This window comes from Bacillus sp. CZDM1 (genome assembly GCF_055502545.1).
In genome coordinates this window covers 50,930-68,862 of the sequence record NZ_JBUESO010000004.1, presented here as the reverse complement: position 1 = coordinate 68,862, position 17,933 = coordinate 50,930, and the positions used below count along the sequence as shown (strand labels likewise).

At 41.7% G+C, this 17,933-nt stretch carries 16 protein-coding genes; 13 read left to right on the top strand and 3 right to left on the bottom strand.

Annotated features, from left to right (window positions below; genetic code table 11):
* The first annotated feature begins 12 nt into the window (after positions 1 to 12).
* The 12 genes from ACY3XC_RS10495 to ACY3XC_RS10440 all read left to right on the top strand — a co-directional run bounded on the left by ACY3XC_RS10495 (position 13) and on the right by ACY3XC_RS10440 (position 14,233).
* Complete coding sequence (locus tag ACY3XC_RS10495) at positions 13 to 2,148, top strand: hydantoinase/oxoprolinase family protein (RefSeq protein ID WP_464868501.1); 2,136 nt, start codon at positions 13 to 15, stop codon at positions 2,146 to 2,148.
* The gene (locus ACY3XC_RS10490) at positions 2,117 to 3,829 is read left to right on the top strand and encodes a hydantoinase B/oxoprolinase family protein (RefSeq protein ID WP_464868500.1); all 1,713 of its coding nucleotides are present in this window, start codon (positions 2,117 to 2,119) and stop codon (positions 3,827 to 3,829) included. The genes ACY3XC_RS10495 and ACY3XC_RS10490 overlap by 32 nt, the downstream gene beginning before the upstream one ends.
* A gap of 112 nt (positions 3,830 to 3,941) precedes the next feature.
* Positions 3,942 to 4,997, top strand: a complete 1,056-nt coding sequence (locus ACY3XC_RS10485; RefSeq protein ID WP_464868499.1) for a sugar ABC transporter substrate-binding protein — start codon at positions 3,942 to 3,944, stop codon at positions 4,995 to 4,997.
* The gene (locus tag ACY3XC_RS10480) at positions 4,987 to 6,492 is read left to right on the top strand and encodes a sugar ABC transporter ATP-binding protein (RefSeq protein WP_464868498.1); all 1,506 of its coding nucleotides are present in this window, start codon (positions 4,987 to 4,989) and stop codon (positions 6,490 to 6,492) included. The genes ACY3XC_RS10485 and ACY3XC_RS10480 overlap by 11 nt, the downstream gene beginning before the upstream one ends.
* 18 nt (positions 6,493 to 6,510) lie before the next feature.
* On the top strand, positions 6,511 to 7,497 hold the full coding sequence (locus ACY3XC_RS10475) for an ABC transporter permease (RefSeq protein WP_464868497.1): 987 nt from the start codon (positions 6,511 to 6,513) through the stop codon (positions 7,495 to 7,497).
* A 15-nt stretch (positions 7,498 to 7,512) separates the two neighbouring features.
* A complete protein-coding gene (locus ACY3XC_RS10470) occupies positions 7,513 to 8,340 on the top strand; it encodes a dioxygenase family protein (RefSeq protein ID WP_464868496.1) in 828 nt (275 codons plus the stop codon).
* Positions 8,341 to 8,468: 128 nt separating this feature from the next.
* A complete protein-coding gene (locus tag ACY3XC_RS10465; protein WP_464868495.1) occupies positions 8,469 to 9,770 on the top strand; it encodes an aromatic ring-hydroxylating oxygenase subunit alpha in 1,302 nt (433 codons plus the stop codon).
* A gap of 30 nt (positions 9,771 to 9,800) precedes the next feature.
* A complete protein-coding gene (locus tag ACY3XC_RS10460; protein WP_464868494.1) occupies positions 9,801 to 10,394 on the top strand; it encodes an aromatic-ring-hydroxylating dioxygenase subunit beta in 594 nt (197 codons plus the stop codon).
* A gap of 30 nt (positions 10,395 to 10,424) precedes the next feature.
* On the top strand, positions 10,425 to 11,909 hold the full coding sequence (locus tag ACY3XC_RS10455; RefSeq protein ID WP_464868493.1) for a glutamine synthetase family protein: 1,485 nt from the start codon (positions 10,425 to 10,427) through the stop codon (positions 11,907 to 11,909).
* A 16-nt stretch (positions 11,910 to 11,925) separates the two neighbouring features.
* Positions 11,926 to 12,195, top strand: a complete 270-nt coding sequence (locus tag ACY3XC_RS10450) for a hypothetical protein (protein WP_179160983.1) — start codon at positions 11,926 to 11,928, stop codon at positions 12,193 to 12,195.
* A gap of 49 nt (positions 12,196 to 12,244) precedes the next feature.
* A complete protein-coding gene (locus ACY3XC_RS10445) occupies positions 12,245 to 13,003 on the top strand; it encodes a gamma-glutamyl-gamma-aminobutyrate hydrolase family protein (protein ID WP_464868492.1) in 759 nt (252 codons plus the stop codon).
* 138 nt (positions 13,004 to 13,141) lie between these two features.
* Positions 13,142 to 14,233 (top strand): maleylacetate reductase, encoded by a 1,092-nt coding sequence (locus tag ACY3XC_RS10440; protein ID WP_464868491.1) that lies wholly within the window; start codon positions 13,142 to 13,144, stop codon positions 14,231 to 14,233.
* 162 nt (positions 14,234 to 14,395) lie between these two features.
* Here the strand turns inward: ACY3XC_RS10440 and ACY3XC_RS10435 are convergent, their stop codons facing one another.
* From ACY3XC_RS10435 to ACY3XC_RS10425, 3 genes are read right to left on the bottom strand one after another with little or no spacing between them, the layout of a single operon-like run.
* The gene (locus ACY3XC_RS10435) at positions 14,396 to 15,577 is read right to left on the bottom strand and encodes a thiolase family protein (protein WP_464868490.1); all 1,182 of its coding nucleotides are present in this window, start codon (positions 15,575 to 15,577) and stop codon (positions 14,396 to 14,398) included.
* A 17-nt stretch (positions 15,578 to 15,594) separates the two neighbouring features.
* Positions 15,595 to 16,248, bottom strand: coding sequence for a 3-oxoacid CoA-transferase subunit B (locus ACY3XC_RS10430; RefSeq protein ID WP_464868489.1), 654 nt, complete (start codon positions 16,246 to 16,248; stop codon positions 15,595 to 15,597).
* A complete protein-coding gene (locus tag ACY3XC_RS10425) occupies positions 16,241 to 16,906 on the bottom strand; it encodes a CoA transferase subunit A (protein ID WP_464868488.1) in 666 nt (221 codons plus the stop codon). Before ACY3XC_RS10425 ends, ACY3XC_RS10430 begins: the two co-directional genes overlap by 8 nt.
* A 183-nt stretch (positions 16,907 to 17,089) precedes the next feature.
* On the opposite strand from ACY3XC_RS10425, the gene ACY3XC_RS10420 reads away from it, so the two are divergent.
* Positions 17,090 to 17,881 carry an IclR family transcriptional regulator domain-containing protein gene (locus ACY3XC_RS10420; RefSeq protein ID WP_464868487.1) on the top strand — a complete coding sequence of 264 codons (792 nt, stop codon included), beginning with the start codon at positions 17,090 to 17,092 and terminating at the stop codon, positions 17,879 to 17,881.
* The last annotated feature ends 52 nt before the right edge of the window (positions 17,882 to 17,933 follow it).

Sequence of the window (17,933 nt, the reverse complement as noted above, 5' to 3'; positions counted from 1 at the left end):
AGGGTGATTCGATTGAAATCGTATACTATTGGAATTGATGTTGGCGGTACATTCACCGACTTTTTAATTTTAAATTCTGAAAATGAGACACAAATGATCGAAAAAACTTCCTCTACGCCAGCGGATCCATCGATTGGAGTCATAAATGGATTAACTAGTATTGCTAGTAAGCTAGGCATGGAAACAAAAGAATTACTGGAGAACACAAATTTAATTGTTCACGGTACAACCGTTTCAACGAATGCAGTCTTAACAAGCACGGGTGCGAAAACAGGCTTGCTGACAACCAAAGGCTTCAGGGATATTTTGCAAATGAGACGAGGGGTTAGGAGTAAGGAACACTTGTACAATAACAAATATGTGGCTCCACCTCCACTTGTTACAAGAGATTTAGTCATCTGTATTGACGAACGGACAGATTTAACCGGCAAGGTACTTAAAGAGGTACATGAGGAAGAAATAATAGAAGCGGTTGAGTGGTTCAAAGAAGAAGGCGTAGAATCTGTTTCTATATGCTTCATGCATTCCTATGCGAACCCAGAAAATGAGCAAAAGGCAAAGGAACTCGTGCAAAAATACATGCCAGAGGCATATGTCACGATTTCAACCGATGCGGCACCGGTCGTTCGCTTGAATAACCGTGTAAGCACGGTAGCCATGAACGCTTATGTTGGACCAATTTTAAAGAATTATATGGACCGTTTAATTGATAAGCTCGAAAAAAATGGTTTTACCAATGGCGAACTGCTAATCATGCAATCAAATGGCGGGGTAACAAATCCAGTCACCGTGTCCAAAGTTCCTGCCTCCACCGTTTTATCAGGTCCTGCTGCAGGTCCAGTATCAGGCAGCGCGTTTGCACAGGCTTCTGGATATGATAAGGCGATTGTCGTTGATATGGGAGGTACTTCTTTTGAGGCTTCAATCATTGAGGACGGTCAAGTAGCGATTAAGAAAGAAGGGGAAATTAACCGAAACCTTATTTCACTGCCAATGGCATCCATCCATACGATTGGTTCCGGTGGAGGCAGCATTGCTTGGATTGACTCCGGAGGATTGCTCCGGGTCGGTCCACAAAGCGCAGGAGCTTCTCCAGGACCTGCTTGTTACGGCAGAGGAGGCGTTCAGCCTACCTGTACCGATGCCAATCTTGTTTTAGGATATTTAAGCCCTGGTTTCTTCCTTGGTGGAACGATGAGTCTTGATCTCGATAAATCGAAACAAGCGATTGAAAAGTATATTTCTAATCCGCTCGGGATGAGCAACCAAGAGGCTGCGTATGGAATCTACCAAATTTCTAATTTAAATATGGCCAATGGAGTAAAAGAAGTAACCATTCAAAACGGCTATGATCCACGTGATTTCCCATTGGTTGTTGCTGGTGGTGCTGGACCGATTCATGCGGCGATGATTGCTAGAGAATTAGGAATTAAAGAGATAATTATTCCAACCTTTTCTTCCGTCTTATGCGCAGTGGGCATGCTCGCTTCCCAGTTGAGACATGATTATGTCAGGAGCTTTCAGAAAACATGGATGAACACGGACTTTTCAGATGTTGTCAACGTCCTTAAAAATGACCGCGAGAATGGTACTGAGGCTCTAATTTCTGAAGGTGTTAAAACCGAAGACCAAATGATCATGGTTGGCCTTGATATGAGGTATAGCGGGCAGCATTATGAGGTAACGATTGAGGTTCCGGAAGGTGAGATTTTGGCGGGGAATAAAACAAATGTAGAAGAAAAGTTTCATGAAGAGCATGAGAGATTATACGGTTTCGACCTTAAAGGGCATGAAATCGAAGTGGTGAATGTCCGCTTGTCTTGCCGTGGTAATTATGCTCAATTTTCTCCTCAGCAGATTGAATCACTGGGTGAAGATAAGCTTTCAGCGAAAAACGAACGTGAAATCTTTGATCCTATTTTACGCAAAGCGATTCAAGCTCCAGTCTATGATGGTGACCACATGAAGGCTGGAAGTAAGATTTCAGGACCAGCTATTATTGAAATGACCACAACAACGATTGTTGTTCCATATCAATTCGAGATTAACCTAGACCAAAATGGCAACTTCATAATGAAAGACAAGATAGCTGAAACCGAGAAGGGAGAGGACCTGTATGGATCCAATACTAGTGTCAGTCATTTCTAATCGCTTAAGGTCAATCGGGAGACAGATGGGGGCTGCGATTGAGCGAAGCGCACATTCTCCTCTACTTGTAGAGGGGAGAGACTTTTCGTTAGGAATTTATACAAGGGATGGACAATTGATTGAACAAACCGAATATATCCCAATCCTTGGTTATGCTGCTGTTCCAGGAGTAAAAGCGGTTATTAACTATTTTAAAGAAGATGTTCATGAAGGGGATGTCTTCTTGCATAACGATACCTTCTCTGGCGGGAACCAAAACTCTGACTGGAAAGTATTGCGTCCGGTGTTCTTTGAAGGGGATTGTGTGGCTTGGACAGTTATTACCGGGCACCAAGCAGATGTGGGCGGCGCGGTACCTGGATCGTATAACCCACATGCAACCGACCTTTGGCAAGAAGGGCTTCGTATCACGCCAATTAAGGTCTATGAAAAAGGGAAAAAACGTCGAGATGTTTGGGACTTGATTTTTGGTAACATTCGTTTGCCTGTTGTTGCCGATGATATCCAAGCAATGATTGGCGGCTGTGTGCTCGGTGAAAGGGAACTAGTGAACTTACTTACGCAATACGATGTAAATACCTTTAATCAAGCCGTAGAAGAAATTTTTGATTCAACGGAAAAAATGGCGCGTGACATAATTGGGAAAATCCCAAATGGGGTATATTCCTCTCAATGGTGGGTTCATGATGATGGTTTAAATCCAAATGCAAAGATGAACATTGATTTAAAAATTACGGTTGAAGATCACCATTTAACCTTTGATTTCGCAGGTACACACATCCAAACAAAAGGTTATGTGAATGCCCCGATGCCTGTAACGATTTCATCGGTGATGATTGCTTTCTTTATGTTAAGTGAACAAGATATCGCTAGAAATGAAGCGATTCAACGCTGCATTACGATTCAGGTTCCAGAAGGAACGATGCTTAATCCACGTTTCCCAGCTGCAACTGGATTTGGAAATCATTTGAGTGACCAGATTTGTTCGGCGATATTCCTGGCCTTATCAGAGGCTCTTCCTGAAAGAATTACAGCAGGATGGAACCCGCTTTTATCAACCATCATGAATGGGTATGATGAGCGCAGGCAGGCACCTTATGTAGATATTCTTTTAAATGCCAGTAAAGGTGGAAGTGGAGGAACATACGGTGCGGATGGGTACGATCATATCGGCTTAATTGCCTCCGGCGGGGCATTAGCGGCACAAGACCCGGAAATGTTCGAAATCACGAATCCGTTATTTGTTCATAAATACGAATATGCGACGGATTCGGCTGGCACAGGTGAATGGCGGGGCGGTTTAGGGGTTGAAACGGAATTTACCGTCCTTTCAGGGGGTGCTCAAGCGAGTGTATTTGGTGACGGGGGCAAAGAAGAAAATGCTGCTCCAGGAATCCTTGGAGGGACTTCAGGGAAAGCGAACCATGTTATTCTAGAATATCCAAATGGAGAAACCTATCAGTCAAAAACGAAAGATTTAATTTCTGATATCCCTGCTGGTACGATGTATAAACAACTCGCAGGTGGCGGCGGTGGTTATGGGGATCCGAAAAAACGCCCGGTTGAATTGGTGGCACAAGAAGTTAAGTATGGATATATTTCCGAAGAAGTGGCAGAAAAACATTACGGGGTAAAAATAAGTGATGCCAAAAGAGGAACCGTGGCCGAAGTAATTCGCTAGGTAGCTCACTAGAATTAATGCTCAAGTAGACTTAGGTCTTCCTTGAGCTTTGATTCCATTTACCTAAAGAAAAACTAAGTTTTCGAATCCGATAAAAGTGGGGGGGAAATATATGAGAAAATCAATTGTTAACTTATTTATTATTTTCGTTGTAATGATGATGAGTGCGTGCAGCAGTGAAGAAACAGGTGCGGATCAAAAAATAAAGATTGGTGTTTCCATTTCCCTAGAAGCAAATAATACGGTTAAAACTTGGTTTGAAGCGATAAAAGCTAGGGGAGAATCCTATGGATTTGAAGTGGTTGGTATCGATGCGAATGGAAATCCGGGGAAACAAGCTAGTGATATTGATAGTTTACTAGCTCAAAATGTGGATGCTGTTGTAATCTGGCCATTGGATGCTGATGCATTAAGACCTGCGATTAATCGTGTAAAAGAAAAAGATATCCCCATTATGGGCATTGATTTTAATGTAAAAAAAGGCGGCACAGATTATGGATTAACGAATGAAGTGATTCTTGGAAGAGAAGAAACGGCTGTTCAAGTTGCTAATCTAATGGCGGAAACCTTTACAAAAGAAACAGAAGTGGCAGGAATTGGCTATGCAATCCCTGTACCTGGCAATCTCTTTGTCATGGAAACGTTCAAATCTGAAGTTGAAAGCTATAACCATTTAAGGTGGGTTGGTCAACAGGATAACGCAACGGATAATATATCTGGGGCAGAACCGTTAATGAATAATATGTTAACCAAAAACCCGAACATCAAAGCGGTTTTTGCTTATAACGATGAAAGTGCAATAGGTGCTGCGCAAGCGGCTATAAACTCAAATAAAACCTTATATAGCAAGGGAAATCCTGATGGTATTATGATTATTGGATTTAATGCAGATGAAAGCGGTATCAAGGCGATTGAAGAAGGAAAAGAATTTGCGACCTATAATCTAAACCCTGTTAAGGCTGGCGCGATTTCTGTAGATTATATCCACCAGCTGTTGATAGATAAGAAAAACAGCAGTGAAATTCCGAAAGAAGTGCTTATCTCCTCACCAATGATTTCATTAGAAAATGTAAGTGAATTTATTCCTTGGAAGGAAGAAATTGAAGCGATTCAAAACGGGAAAGAATTTTCTCCGTTATCTGAGGATGGGGAAACCAATGAATCCTAAACCTCATGCAATTGTAACGAAACCGGTGATTGAATTTTCAGTAATATCAAAACGTTATCCTGGAGTAAAGGCTTTGTCAGACGTTACCTTCTCGGTTTACCCTGGAAGTATTCATGGATTGGCTGGAGAAAATGGTTCTGGAAAATCCACCCTGTTACGGATATTGACGGGTTTAGAAGAGGCGGATAGCGGAGAAGTACGGGTCTCAGGCAAAACGTTGACAGACTTTCTAAAAACCTCAAAAAATAAAATTGCTATGGTTACTCAAGAACCTTCATTGGTTCTTCCGTTGACGGTCGCTGAAAACATTGCTTTTTCGAATAGCTCTTCATCCAAACTATTCGTTAATTGGAATCAGTATAAGGAAGTGGCCAAAGCAGCCTTAGACCAGTTAAAAGCAAATATTGATATAAATGCCAAAGCGGAAACCTTACCACCAGACCAAGAACAGCTTGTCTCGATCGCAAGGGCACTTGCAAAGAATCCGGATATCCTCTTATTGGACGAGGCAACAAGTTCCTTAACTGAGGACCAAACAGAGAATCTTTTTTCGCTCTTGGATGAGTTAAGGGAGAAAGGAAAAATCATCATTTTTATTTCACACCGATTAAAAGAGTATACTCGCCTGTGTGATCGAATTACTGTTTTACGAGACTCTGAATTTATTTGTGAATTACAGCCACCAGCCATCACGGAGGAGCAAATCGTTAACGCTATGGTCGGAAGACAAATGTCTGAGTATTTTCCTACAAGAGAGCCATTAAGGCAATCGGAAATCGCTATATCCATGACAGATTACTCATGTGGCAACAATGTGAAAGAGGTTTCACTCTCTATCCGAAAAGGAGAAATCTTCGTCCTTGCTGGTTTGGTTGGCTGCGGCAGAAGTGAATTGATTAAAGGGATTTACGGGATCAGCTCTATTAGTGGGACGCTTGAGGTATTCTCCAAACAAGCTTCATTTAAAAAACCTAGGGAAGCTATGGATGCGGGGCTCGCCTATATCCCTGCAGAGAGAAAATCTGAGGGGATTGTTGCAGGCTTGTCTGTTCAAGAAAATGGGGTCTTAAGTTTGCGGTTAAATAACCATTTGCTTAAGTGGATAAATTTTAAAAAAGAAAAGGAAAAAATGGAAGAGATGGTTCAAAAGTTAACCATTAAAACATCTTCCCTTTCGACACCAATCGAAACCTTATCTGGAGGAAATCAGCAAAAGGTCATCCTTTCTCGGATGATTGCCGTCACTCCAAAAATATTGCTGCTTGATGAACCAACACGCGGAATTGATATTGGCGCAAAGGCAGAAATCTACAATTTACTTAATCAACTAACCAAGGAAGGCATGACTGTGATTATCTCCACCTCAGATTTACAAGAAGCGATTGGAATTGGTGACCGTGTCGGAGTTATGTTTCGCGGAAGACTTCAAAAAATACTAAGTTCTGCTGAATTATCTGAAGAAAAAATCATGTATTATGCCACAGGGAATGAATGATGAATAGGGGTGGTGGAATTGGAAACAGTTGTAATGAATCCAAAAACTTCAGTGGAAAATCACAATATAAAAAAACTTTTATTTAAGTTTACAGGTATTGGCCCTCTTTTAATTTTTCTCTGTATTGTCATTACATTGGTTAATCCCGTGTTTCTCACGTTTCAAAATTGGATTAATTTATTAAATGCCTCTTCAGGCATCTGGATTATGGCGATGGCGATGACCTTGGTTCTTATTACGGCTGGGTTTGATTTATCAGTCGGAGCCGTTCTTGCCTTAAGCGGGATGGTAATGGTTTCCTTATTAAATGCGGGGGTACCTGAACTCGTCAGTATTATCATTACACTAATTGCCATTTCGATCATTGGGATTGCCACAAATGGATTATTAATCGGAAAAATCGGTTTAAATTTCTTTGTGGTCACTCTTGGAACGATGTCCTTATTCCGCGGGCTCGTCTACGTATGGTCAGATGGAAAGACGCAGTATGCAAGTGACTTTCCGCTCATTAATTTTATTGGAAATGGAAGTGTTGGTCCGATTCCGGTAACGATTATTATCATGGTCGTTCTATTTGTCCTTACCTATCTTCTCCTACGCTATACCCATTTTGGACGCTCGATTTATGTTGTGGGTGGAAACCCGGTCACCGCCAAATTAAGTGGAATTAAAGTACCGCTGATACTTATTTCAGTCTATGGAATTAGCGCACTTTTTGCGGGAATTGCTGGAGTAGTGGAAACCGCAAGATTAGCGTCAGCCTCCCCAACGATTGGAAGTGGGATGGAATTGCTAGTTGCTGCAGCGGTGTTATTGGGAGGAACCAGTTTTAAAGGCGGAGAAGGTGGAGTGGTTGGAACGACATTAGGTGTATTGTTTATTGCTGTCTTGCAAAATGGTCTTAGTTTGTCTGGGATTTCCTCTTATTGGCAAAGTGTAATTACTGGTGGAATCCTTATCTTTGCAATTCTATTAAACCATTTGAAATCAAAACATCACTCTTAATAGGGAGGAATTAAATTGAGTAAGGAATTGGTTGAAGTAAGTCAAAATCAAAGGCTGGTTGCCACTATCGATAAATTATCCAAAGCGATCATAGATGCCGTAAATGAATGCGAAATAAAAGAAGAAGAACTGCTTAAGGCAATTGCCTTTTTAAATGAAGTAGGTAAAAAAGGCGAGTTTCATTTATTATCAGACGTATTAGGGGTTTCGGTTGTCGTAGATGAAATTACTCACCGTGATGAAATCGCTGGGGATGCGACACTCTTTAATGTGCAAGGTCCGTTATATCGGGAAAAAGCCCCATTACAAACAACTCCAGGAAGTTTATGTGAAATTGATGAACCAGGAGATATTTTGTTTGTACATGGGAAAGTCGTATCTGCTGCCAATGGAAGGCCAATTCCAAATGCATTATTGGATGTTTGGCAGGCTAATGCACTTGGTGATTATGAAAACGAGGATGAACGTCAGGTAGATTACAATTTAAGAGCAAGGATTTTAGCAGATGACAATGGTTGCTTTGAATTCCGAACGGTTGTTCCGGCTGGGTATGATATTGGCAAAGGAGGTCCGGTTGGAGAATTGATGAAAGCCGTTGGACGACACGCAATGCGACCTGCACACATTCATTTCAAGATTGAGAGAGAGGGATATAAAACACTTACCACTCAATTGTTCCCGCCAGATGTTCCTTGGTTAGATTCAGATGCGATTGGAGCGGTAAAGGAGCAATTAATTATGAAGGTAGAAAAAGTTACAGATATGGAAGAATGCCGAGAGAAAGGTGTCAACCAGCCATATTACCGATGTCAGTATGATTTTAGATTAATAGATGAAGTATAACTTTGAGTAAAAATAGAATGACTTGGGTAAATCGATTTCAGAATATTCGTAATATTCGGTTTATAAATAAGCGAAAAATATGTTTTATCCGAACGTGAAAGAGAGTAGAAAATGTAGGAGGCAACGGAATGGAAAAATATCTTAGTTTAGATAATATGGTTCAACCGCATCGTGTACATCGGAAGCTGTATACAGAAAAAGAAATTTTCGACCAAGAAATGATCAAAATTTTTGGGGGTTCATGGGTGTACTTAGCTCATGAAAGTGAAATTCCCAAACATAATGATTTTAAGACGGTCAATATGGGTAAACGACCAATCATCGTTGTTCGCGATAAATATGGCCACTTTAGTGCGATGTTTAATCGTTGTACACACCGCGGGGCAACGATTTGTCGGGAAGAAAAAGGAAATAGTAAGGTTTTTACTTGTCCTTATCACGGCTGGGCTTTTAAAAACACAGGAGAATTAGCTGGGATGCCTTGGCCGAGCGGATATGCAAAAGATATGGACCGTTCAAATTTGAATCTTTCTCATATTCGTGTGGAATCTTACCGGGGCTTTATCTTTGGAACTTTAAACATGGAAGCACCAGAATTAATGGACCACTTAGGGCCAGCTGCAGCCTTAATGGATCAATGGCTGGACCGTTATGAAGGAAAAAATATTGTTGTACGCAACGCCAACCGAATGGTCTATAACGGCAATTGGAAACTTTCTTATGATAATGGCGCAGATGGATATCATGTAGCCTTTTCACATCGTTCGCTTCTCGCAGTTGGTCAACGTCTTGGTGAAAATAAGGATATGACCTACTTTGCCCAAAACCCTGACCATAGCGAGATGACGATTCAATATCTAGGGAATGGTCACACCTTTGTTGACCAGCGGCCAAATTATAAGAATGTAGGAGATTATTGGAAGCAGCAGCGACCACAGCCTGGAAGAGAAGCAATGGAAGAGGCCGTCCGTGCGAAGTATGGCGAGGAAGCTGACCGTCTATTGGATCAAGCGATTGGCGGCCAAATGAATCTTTGCATCTTTCCGAACTTACTCCTAATAGGAAATCAAATTCAGGTGATTCAGCCGATTGATGTGGATAGAACGGAACTCACCTGGTATTCAACCCAAGTGGAAGGGTTGCCAGAAGAAATCAATATTCTTCGTATGCGCAGTCAAGAGGATTTCCCTTCATTTGGAGAACCCGATGATATGACCAATTTTGAAGAATGTCATTTTGGATTGACAATTCCAGAAGTGGAATGGGTGGACACCTCTCGTGGTTATGGTATCGAAGGACGACAAAAAGTGGATGAGCAAGGAGTCATAAAAGGCCCCGTAACCGATGAATTACCAATGCGCAACTACTTCCAAGAGTGGAAGCGTTTAATGAAAGCAAGTATTGAATTGGCGGCCATTTGTGGGAAGTAAGCAGAAATTGTTGATGAAAGGGTGAAGGAAATGATAGAAAGTCATGTAAGAGAGGATACTTCTAGATATTCCTATTATATGGATCTTGACTACTATAAGGATCTTGCAAAAAAAATAAATGCCTGGACAGCAGAAGGTACAAAAGCTGATCCCTCTACTGTTATTGAAGTGGAACAGTTCTTGTACCGAGAAGCGCGTCTATTAGATGAAGCCAAAATGGAAGAGTGGCTGCAGCTATTTACGAAGGATTGCCTATATTGGACGCCGGTCACACCTGGTGGAGGCGACCCTTCAAAAGAAGTGACGATTTCCTTTGATGATCGCAGAAGATTGGAAGATAGAATCTATCGCTTGAGAACCGGTTATGCATGGTCCCAAGTTCCAGCTTCCCGGACGATTCGAGTGATTAGTAATGTCGAAGTATGGAAGGAAAATGAAGAAAATCTTTACAGAGCACGATGTAATTTTCTGCTGCCTGAGCTTCGTGCAGGCAGAATGAAACTTCTTTCTGGCTGGTATGGATATCTTTTAACAAAAGAAAAGGACGACTGGAAGATACAAGTAAAGCAAAACAACTTGTTGGATTCAGATCAGGCACATGAAAATTTAACGCTACTTTTATAAATAGGAGATTAGGGTAAAGGGGATGAGTGTATGAGTGAACAAATCGCATTGTTGGAGCATCCAAATTGGACTGAAGAACAAAAGGAAGCAGTTGTCCGTGTGAAGCAAATAGTGGAAGAAAATAATTTGCAGTTGATTCGGATTGCTTGGGCTGATCAGCATGGGATTTCCCGTGCGAAAACCATTACAGCAAATAATTTTGACAGTATCTTAAAAAATGGAATGGATTTTAATATGGGTCCGCTCTTTTTTGATACGGCTAATTTGCCTGTCTATAATCCTTTTGAATGGGGAGGCGGTGTGGGATTAGAAGAAATGACCGGGTGTCCGAACTATACACTGGTTCCCGATCCGTTGACATTCCGAATCCTGCCATGGGCGCCAAACACGGGTTGGATTTTATGTGATGCGTATTTAAAAAGTGGTCAGCCGCTCATGTATGACACAAGACAAATTTGTAAACAAGCGCTTGCAGACCTAAGGAATCAAGGGTATGACATGAAGGTCGGACTTGAAGTGGAATTTGTGCTCACAAAAATCGAGGATACGAATTTAACGATGGATAACTTAGGTGCTCCTGGTTCTCCGACCATCCCTCCAACGGTACGCCCGGTTTCGAGAGGGTATCAATATCAGCTAGAATCACATAATGATGAAATTGATGAAATTCTCCAAGTGTTAATAAGTCATATTACCAATTTAGGCTTACCGCTTCGAACCATTGAAGACGAATTCGGTCCTAGCCAACTTGAATTTACGTTTGCTCCAATGGATGGAATTCAAGCGGCCGATGCGATGATGCTTTTACGGACGGCAGTCAAACAAATTTGCCGCAGGCATGGGTATATTGCCACCTTTATGTGTAGACCTGTTTTCCAAGGAATGGCTGCAAATGGATGGCATATGCATCAATCATTAGTGGATCTCCGTACAGGACAAAATGCTTTTGTTCCAACATCAGCGAATGAACCGATTTCAGACATAGGCAGACAATTTATTGGCGGAATAATAAAACATGCACGTGCTGCAACTGCGTTTACTACTCCAACAGTGAATGGGTATAAGCGCTTTAGGGAAAATTCCCTTGCACCAGATCGTGCCGGATGGGGCTTGGATAATCGAGGAACCATGATTCGTGTGATGGAAGACCCTAAAAACGCTCGATTTGAGAACCGGGTCGGGGAACCTGCAGCAAATCCATATTTATATTTGGCCTCTCAAATTTATGCTGGATTAGATGGCATCCAAAATAATATCGATCCAGGCAATCCTAGTACGGAAGGATACAGTGACGAGAAAGAAGCTCTTCCAAAGAGTCTGGAAGAAGCGATAGATGTCTTGAAAAATGATTCATTTTTTAAGGAGAAAATGGGTCCATTGTTTATTGACTACTTAGTGAGTTTGAAAATGAGTGAATTAAACCGATATAAACAGTTCTTAAAGGATCATCAGATTGAAGAGGACCAGTATACCGTGACAGAGTGGGAGCATCGAGAATATTTTGAAATCTATTAATAAAGGAGGAGCGGTAGTGGTTGATCAACAGCAGCAATGGGAAAAAGAACGACTAGAATTAGTATCAGAAATTACTAGATTAAATGAAACGATTGAAAAATATCGACAGTTTGCTGAGACCGTTCGTACTGCTAAAACAATGGATTTCAGCATCTATGAAGAAGTCCCAAGTCACGACTGGCTCTCCATTGATCGTGAAGATTATGATGAAATCATGGAATCCCTCTCAAACCTTGATGTTTGGAGGCCATGGAGTACGGAAATCTTAAGGCGTCATAACAGGTAGGATAAGTAGCTTTAACCTCCTAATATTGAAATGATGGGAGAAATATGTCATGTCAAAGACTTTTAAAAAACCTGTAATTGGGATTACGACTTGGAGACGTGAGATACCAAACTTTACAGGGGAAAATGACCTTTATACCTTGCATGTGCAATATCACCGAGCTGTAACTGAGGCGGGGGGAGTACCTGTCCTTTTGCCTCACGCTCCAATCACCGACCTGGTCCAATATTTGGATTTCGTAGATGCCATAATTGTGACTGGAGGAGGAGATGTAAATCCTGTTTTTTATGGAGAGGAAAACACTGGACAATCATTGGGGATTCAAAATATTGCGGATCAATTTGAAATTGAACTCATTCGCGAGGCTGCCAAAAGGAATATTCCGATATTGGGAGTTTGCAGAGGTCACCAGATCTTACAGGTCTCATTTGGCGGAAAATTGATGCAGGACATTTATGATAGTTATCCGAATCATCCGCGAATGGGAAAAGAACCACCTCATACCCACTTAGAGCATCCGGTTGTCTTAGAAAGAGGAAGTCTATTAGATGAAATCTATCGAACGGATAAACTAATGGTGAATTCACTTCATCACCAATGTGTTGCAACAGTGGGGAAAGGATTCAAAGCGATTGGCTGGAGTTCAGATGGAATGATTGAAGCGGCACAATCTGATACCGAATGGTTGGCCTTTGGTATCCAATGGCATCCTGAATTGCTTGGTCACATAGGACAGAAGGTATTTGATTTCTTTATTCAAAGAGTGACAGATCTAATGGCAGGGAAATGTACCGCCGTTCCCTCATAGAAGCATCGTATAGAATCCGATTCATACTTAATGAAGAGTGAGGGTTATCATATTAATAGAAGCGAATAACCTCTATAAGTTGTTCGCTTCTTATTTTTCTTATTATTAATAAATGATAGTTTTAGGGAGGATACAACAATGAAAAGTTTCTTATATGAGTCATTACCTACTCGGATTGTGTTTGGGGAAGGGGTAATAGAAAATATTCGCGAAGAAGTAGAAAATTTAGGGTTGAAAAATGTTCTTATTATCTCTACTCCTGGTGAACATGAAGTGTCAATTGGGAGAGAATTAGCCGGAAATCTAGGCGAACTCAGTCATGGGGTGTATGCAAAAGCCGTTCAACATGTTCCAATCGAAAGTGTAACAGCGTCAGTGGACTATGTTAACGAGAATAAAATTGATGGACTGATTGCTGTTGGTGGAGGGTCGTCCATGGGATTAGCGAAGGCAAATGTACTTGAAACTCAACTTCCGATCATAGCCATTCCAACTACTTATGCCGGATCAGAAATGACTCCGATTTGGGGGATTACGGAAAAAGGAGTGAAGAAAACCGGGAAAAATCTGATTGTTAAGCCAAAGACTGTGCTTTATGATCCAGCACTTACCACTAGCTTACCTGCAAAACTGTCTGTGACAAGCGGTGTCAATGCGATTGCCCACTGTGTAGAAGCGTTATACTCTGAGAGTGCCAATCCAATAACTTCGCTTATGGCTGAGGATGGCATCCGTGCGTTAAGAAGGAGTTTGCCTAAAATCATTGAAAACCCGCTCGATATGGAGGCCAGATCTGATGCACTTTATGGAACATGGTTAGGTGGCACCGTACTAGGTACTGTTGGGATGGCACTGCATCATAAGCTTTGTCATACACTTGGAGGAACGTTTAATCTTCCACATGCGGAGACACATACGGTGGTTCTGCCTTATGTCATTGCTTATAATGCTGATCATACACCAGAAGGGATTCAAGCAATATCACGAGCAATTGGGTCTGATCCACAGGAGGTAGCAGGTTCTTTATTCGATCTGATTCAATCATTAGGTGTGCCTGTTTCATTAAAGAGCATCGGGCTGAATGAAGGTGATTTAGATAGAGCAGCCGAGTTAGCAACGAAAAATCCATATTACAATCCGCGTCCAATAAACAGGGAATCGATACGTAACCTGCTTGAATCTGCTTTCCACGGAAAGCGACCTGTGTCTGAACCGATAACGGTGAAGTAAGAGTTTTAAAATAGATGAGATTAATAATTTCTGTTCATTTTTGTAGGTATGAATGTTATTAAATAAGGGTTCATACCTTAAGGGGCGGATCAAAGTTAGAATTTAACTTTGATCCGCCCCTTCGTGCACAGATTACCAAAAACAAAAATTTCTTGACATCATCTAGAGGGATTCCAATAAAATCGCCATTCCCTGACCGCCGCCAATACAAAGGGTTGCTATCCCAAATTGGGTTCGTCTATGGATCATTTCATGGATAAGCTTCGTTATGATGACGGCACCAGTTGCCCCAAGTGGATGTCCGAGTGCAATCGCGCCACCATTTACATTAACTTTTTCAATATCCAAATTAAGTTCCCGAATCACTGCCAGTGATTGCGAAGCAAACGCTTCGTTTAATTCAAAAAGACCAATATCATTTAGACCTAGACCCGTTTTCTCCAATAACTTGTTGACAGCTGGAACGGGACCTATGCCCATATACCGTGGGTCTACACCAGCAACGGCCCAATTTTTCACAATTGCAAGTGGTTTCAAGCCAAGTGAATGGGCCTTTTCTTTTGTCATTAATAGGAGAGCACTCGCGCCATCGTTCCGACCACAGGCATTTCCCGCGGTGACTGTTCCATCTTTCTTGAATACAGGTTTTAAACCTGCAAGTTGTTCTAAAGTGGTTTCCCGCATATGTTCGTCTTTCGCAAATTGGAACGTTTCCCTTTTGGTTTTCACTTCAATCGGGACAATCTGGGAGTCGAATTTCCCATTATCCCACGCTTGTTTTGCCCGCTTATGGCTTTCTAGTGCAAAGCTATCCTGATCCTCACGGCTAATTCCATACTTTTCTGCAACGTTTTCAGCTGTAACACCCATTCCCAAATCTTTTCCGTACATCTCAATCGGCTGCTGCCCATTCTCAAGATTAGAGTCAACGGTATAAGGGTTTCCTTCGCCATATCGGGCATTGCGAAGATAGATTGGCGCCCTGCTCATGTTTTCCGTACCCCCGGCAATCACCACCTCATCTGGGTGGAAGGCAAGATGCTGAACTCCAGAAACAACGGCTTGAATCCCAGAAGCACAAAGGCGGTTTACCGTTTGTGCACTCGCTGATATAGGAATACCAGCACGAAGACTTGCCACACGAGCCACATTGGATGATTCGGTTGATTGTCTTACTTCTCCCAATATCACTTCATTGACAGAATCCGCACCGAGACCAGTAACAGCAAGTACATCCTTGATGACTGCCGCCGCCAAATCTCCTGAATTCATGGATTTTAAACTTCCTCCAATTTTTCCAACAGCTGTTCGTTTCGCTTCAACCACTACATATTCATTAGCCATCATAATTCTCCTTTCTGCTAAACTTGATATTTTGATAGATTCCTTGAAACAATATATTCTGCAGGTGTGATTTCTTTTAGTTCTTGTTCCGTGATTTCTTCTGATATTTCCTCTAAGATCATTTTTCCATTCTCAAAGCGAAACAAAGCAAGTTCAGTAATTAAAAGTCCAACTACGTTTTTGGCTGTAATGGGATACGTACATCTTTGAAGAATTTTTGGTTCCCCGTTTTTCGCACAATGCTGGGTCGTCACAATCACTTTTTTTGCCCCCGCAACCAGATCCATCGCTCCGCCGACGCCAAGTATATCTTTCCCGGGAACAGCCCAATTGGCGATATCCCCGTTTTCGGCAACCTGTAAAGCACCGAGGATGGCGACATCCACATGGCCGCCTCGAATCATTGCAAATGACTCCGAGGAGGAAAAGTAGGAGGCACCTACTTGCGTTGTCACAGGTAATTTACCAGCATTAATGATTTCCGGATCAAGCTCTTCTTTTGAAGGGGTAGGACCTACTCCAAGCAGCCCATTTTCCGTATGCAAGTAGACATTCTTTTCCTTCGGTAAAAAATCAGCGACGAGGGTAGGGATCCCAATTCCTAAATTGACAATATTGCCATTGCTGATTTCCTTGGCCGCTCGAATCGCCATTTTTTGTTTACTATTCATTCGAGTTTTCTCCCTTCACAATATAGTTGACAAATAAATGAGGGACGACAATTTCCTCTGGATTTAGATCTCCAATTTCGACAATTTCCTCAGCTTCGACAATCGTGATTCTCGCAGCTTTTGCCATATCCGGATTGAAATTACGGGCAGTTTTTGAAAAAACAAGGTTGCCATAGCGGTCTGCTTTCTTTGCCTTAATAAGGGCAACATCTGGGCAAAGTGGAAGTTCAAGAACATACTCTTCGCCATTCATCAAGCGTGATTCTTTATTTTCAGCTAGAAGTGTGCCAGCCGATGTTTTTGTATAGAATCCACCAATACCTGCACCACCAGCACGGAGTCGTTCAGCAAGTGTCCCTTGAGGAACAAGCTCCACTTCCAGTTTGCCTTCATTGACATAACGTACGGCATCTATATTGCTCGTAAAGAAAGAACCGATCGCTTTGGTGATTTTGTCTTGCAGCAATATCCTGCCAAGACCTTTTCCACCAGGTTCTCCAAGGTTGTTACTAATCAAAGTTAAACCATATACAGGAAGGTCACCAAGTGCATCGACTAATTTCAACGGACAGCCAACAAGACCAAATCCGCCGACGGCGACGGTATGGCCATCCTTAATATTCGAGATTGCATCCTGAATTGTTACAATCTTATTCATTTTTATCCTCCTTTTATAATCATTGTTATGTTTTTGTGATGGTTGAGTTTTGTATGTTTATCGGTTACACTATTCGTATATAAATACGAATAGTGTAATATACCCTTATTATAAGGAATTTTCTGAAAATAGGCAATAGGATTGTCTGATGTAATGCGTTATTGTTTAATAGGAAAAAGGAGAGTGGAAAAGTTGTACGAGAAAACAGAGGCCAATTATTTCGTCCATTCTGTTGCAAAAGGGTTTGCCGTTTTAACGGCGTTTGACTCCAATTCCAACTTGATGTCTTTGGGTGATTTAGAAAGAAAAACAGGAATAAATAAGGCAACGGTTAGAAGGTTTGCACTTACTCTAGCCGATATGGGATATCTAACCGTAACAGAGGACAATAAGTTCAAACTAAACCCAAAAGTATTGAATCTCGCTGCACATTATCTAGAATCACTTAATTTGCCTGATATAGCCCATCCAATCCTTGAAAGAATCTCCACATCTATCAAGGAATCGACCAATCTTGCCGTATTGGATGGTTCTGAAATTGTTTATGTAGTAAGGGTGAACGCTGCGAAAAGAATTATCGGAACCAATTTAAGGGTAGGGTCGAGGCTGCCCTATTACGCGACTTCCTTGGGGAAAGCCCTTGTTGCTTGGCTTCCGTTGGAGGAGCGAAAAGCGATTTGGGAGCAAGCATCAATAGAAGCTTATACAGAGCATACGATTACTGAGTTTGGTCAACTCGAAACTTGTCTGGAAGCATGCCGTGAAAAGGGCTATGCCGAAGGGAACGATGAATTAGAAGTGGGTTTAAGGTCGATTGCTCTCCCCATTTTTAATAAAAAAGGTGAAACGGTCGCTGCCATCAACATTTCAACGAACTCTAAAAGAACCACAGAAGAAAAAATTAATGACCTCTTTCTGCCGCTTTTAAAAGATGGCGCAGAAGAGATAAACACGCTTGTTAGCATGTTAGGCTAGGAAGCAGAGGATTCTCCTGCTTCTATTTTGGCTCTATTATTATTCCTTGTTG

Bases quoted from the DNA above. Each gene is read 5' to 3' on its own strand.
- ACY3XC_RS10455 (WP_464868493.1), top strand. From the start codon at position 10,425: ATGAGTGAACAAATCGCATTGTTGGAGCATCCAAATTGGACTGAAGAA.
- ACY3XC_RS10430 (WP_464868489.1), bottom strand. From the start codon at position 16,248: ATGAATAGTAAACAAAAAATGGCGATTCGAGCGGCCAAGGAAATCAGC.
- ACY3XC_RS10485 (WP_464868499.1), top strand. From the start codon at position 3,942: ATGAGAAAATCAATTGTTAACTTATTTATTATTTTCGTTGTAATGATG.
- ACY3XC_RS10425 (WP_464868488.1), bottom strand. From the start codon at position 16,906: ATGAATAAGATTGTAACAATTCAGGATGCAATCTCGAATATTAAGGAT.
- ACY3XC_RS10445 (WP_464868492.1), top strand. From the start codon at position 12,245: ATGTCAAAGACTTTTAAAAAACCTGTAATTGGGATTACGACTTGGAGA.
- ACY3XC_RS10435 (WP_464868490.1), bottom strand. From the start codon at position 15,577: ATGGCTAATGAATATGTAGTGGTTGAAGCGAAACGAACAGCTGTTGGA.
- ACY3XC_RS10460 (WP_464868494.1), top strand. From the start codon at position 9,801: ATGATAGAAAGTCATGTAAGAGAGGATACTTCTAGATATTCCTATTAT.
- ACY3XC_RS10480 (WP_464868498.1), top strand. From the start codon at position 4,987: ATGAATCCTAAACCTCATGCAATTGTAACGAAACCGGTGATTGAATTT.
- ACY3XC_RS10490 (WP_464868500.1), top strand. From the start codon at position 2,117: ATGGATCCAATACTAGTGTCAGTCATTTCTAATCGCTTAAGGTCAATC.
- ACY3XC_RS10440 (WP_464868491.1), top strand. From the start codon at position 13,142: ATGAAAAGTTTCTTATATGAGTCATTACCTACTCGGATTGTGTTTGGG.
- ACY3XC_RS10465 (WP_464868495.1), top strand. From the start codon at position 8,469: ATGGAAAAATATCTTAGTTTAGATAATATGGTTCAACCGCATCGTGTA.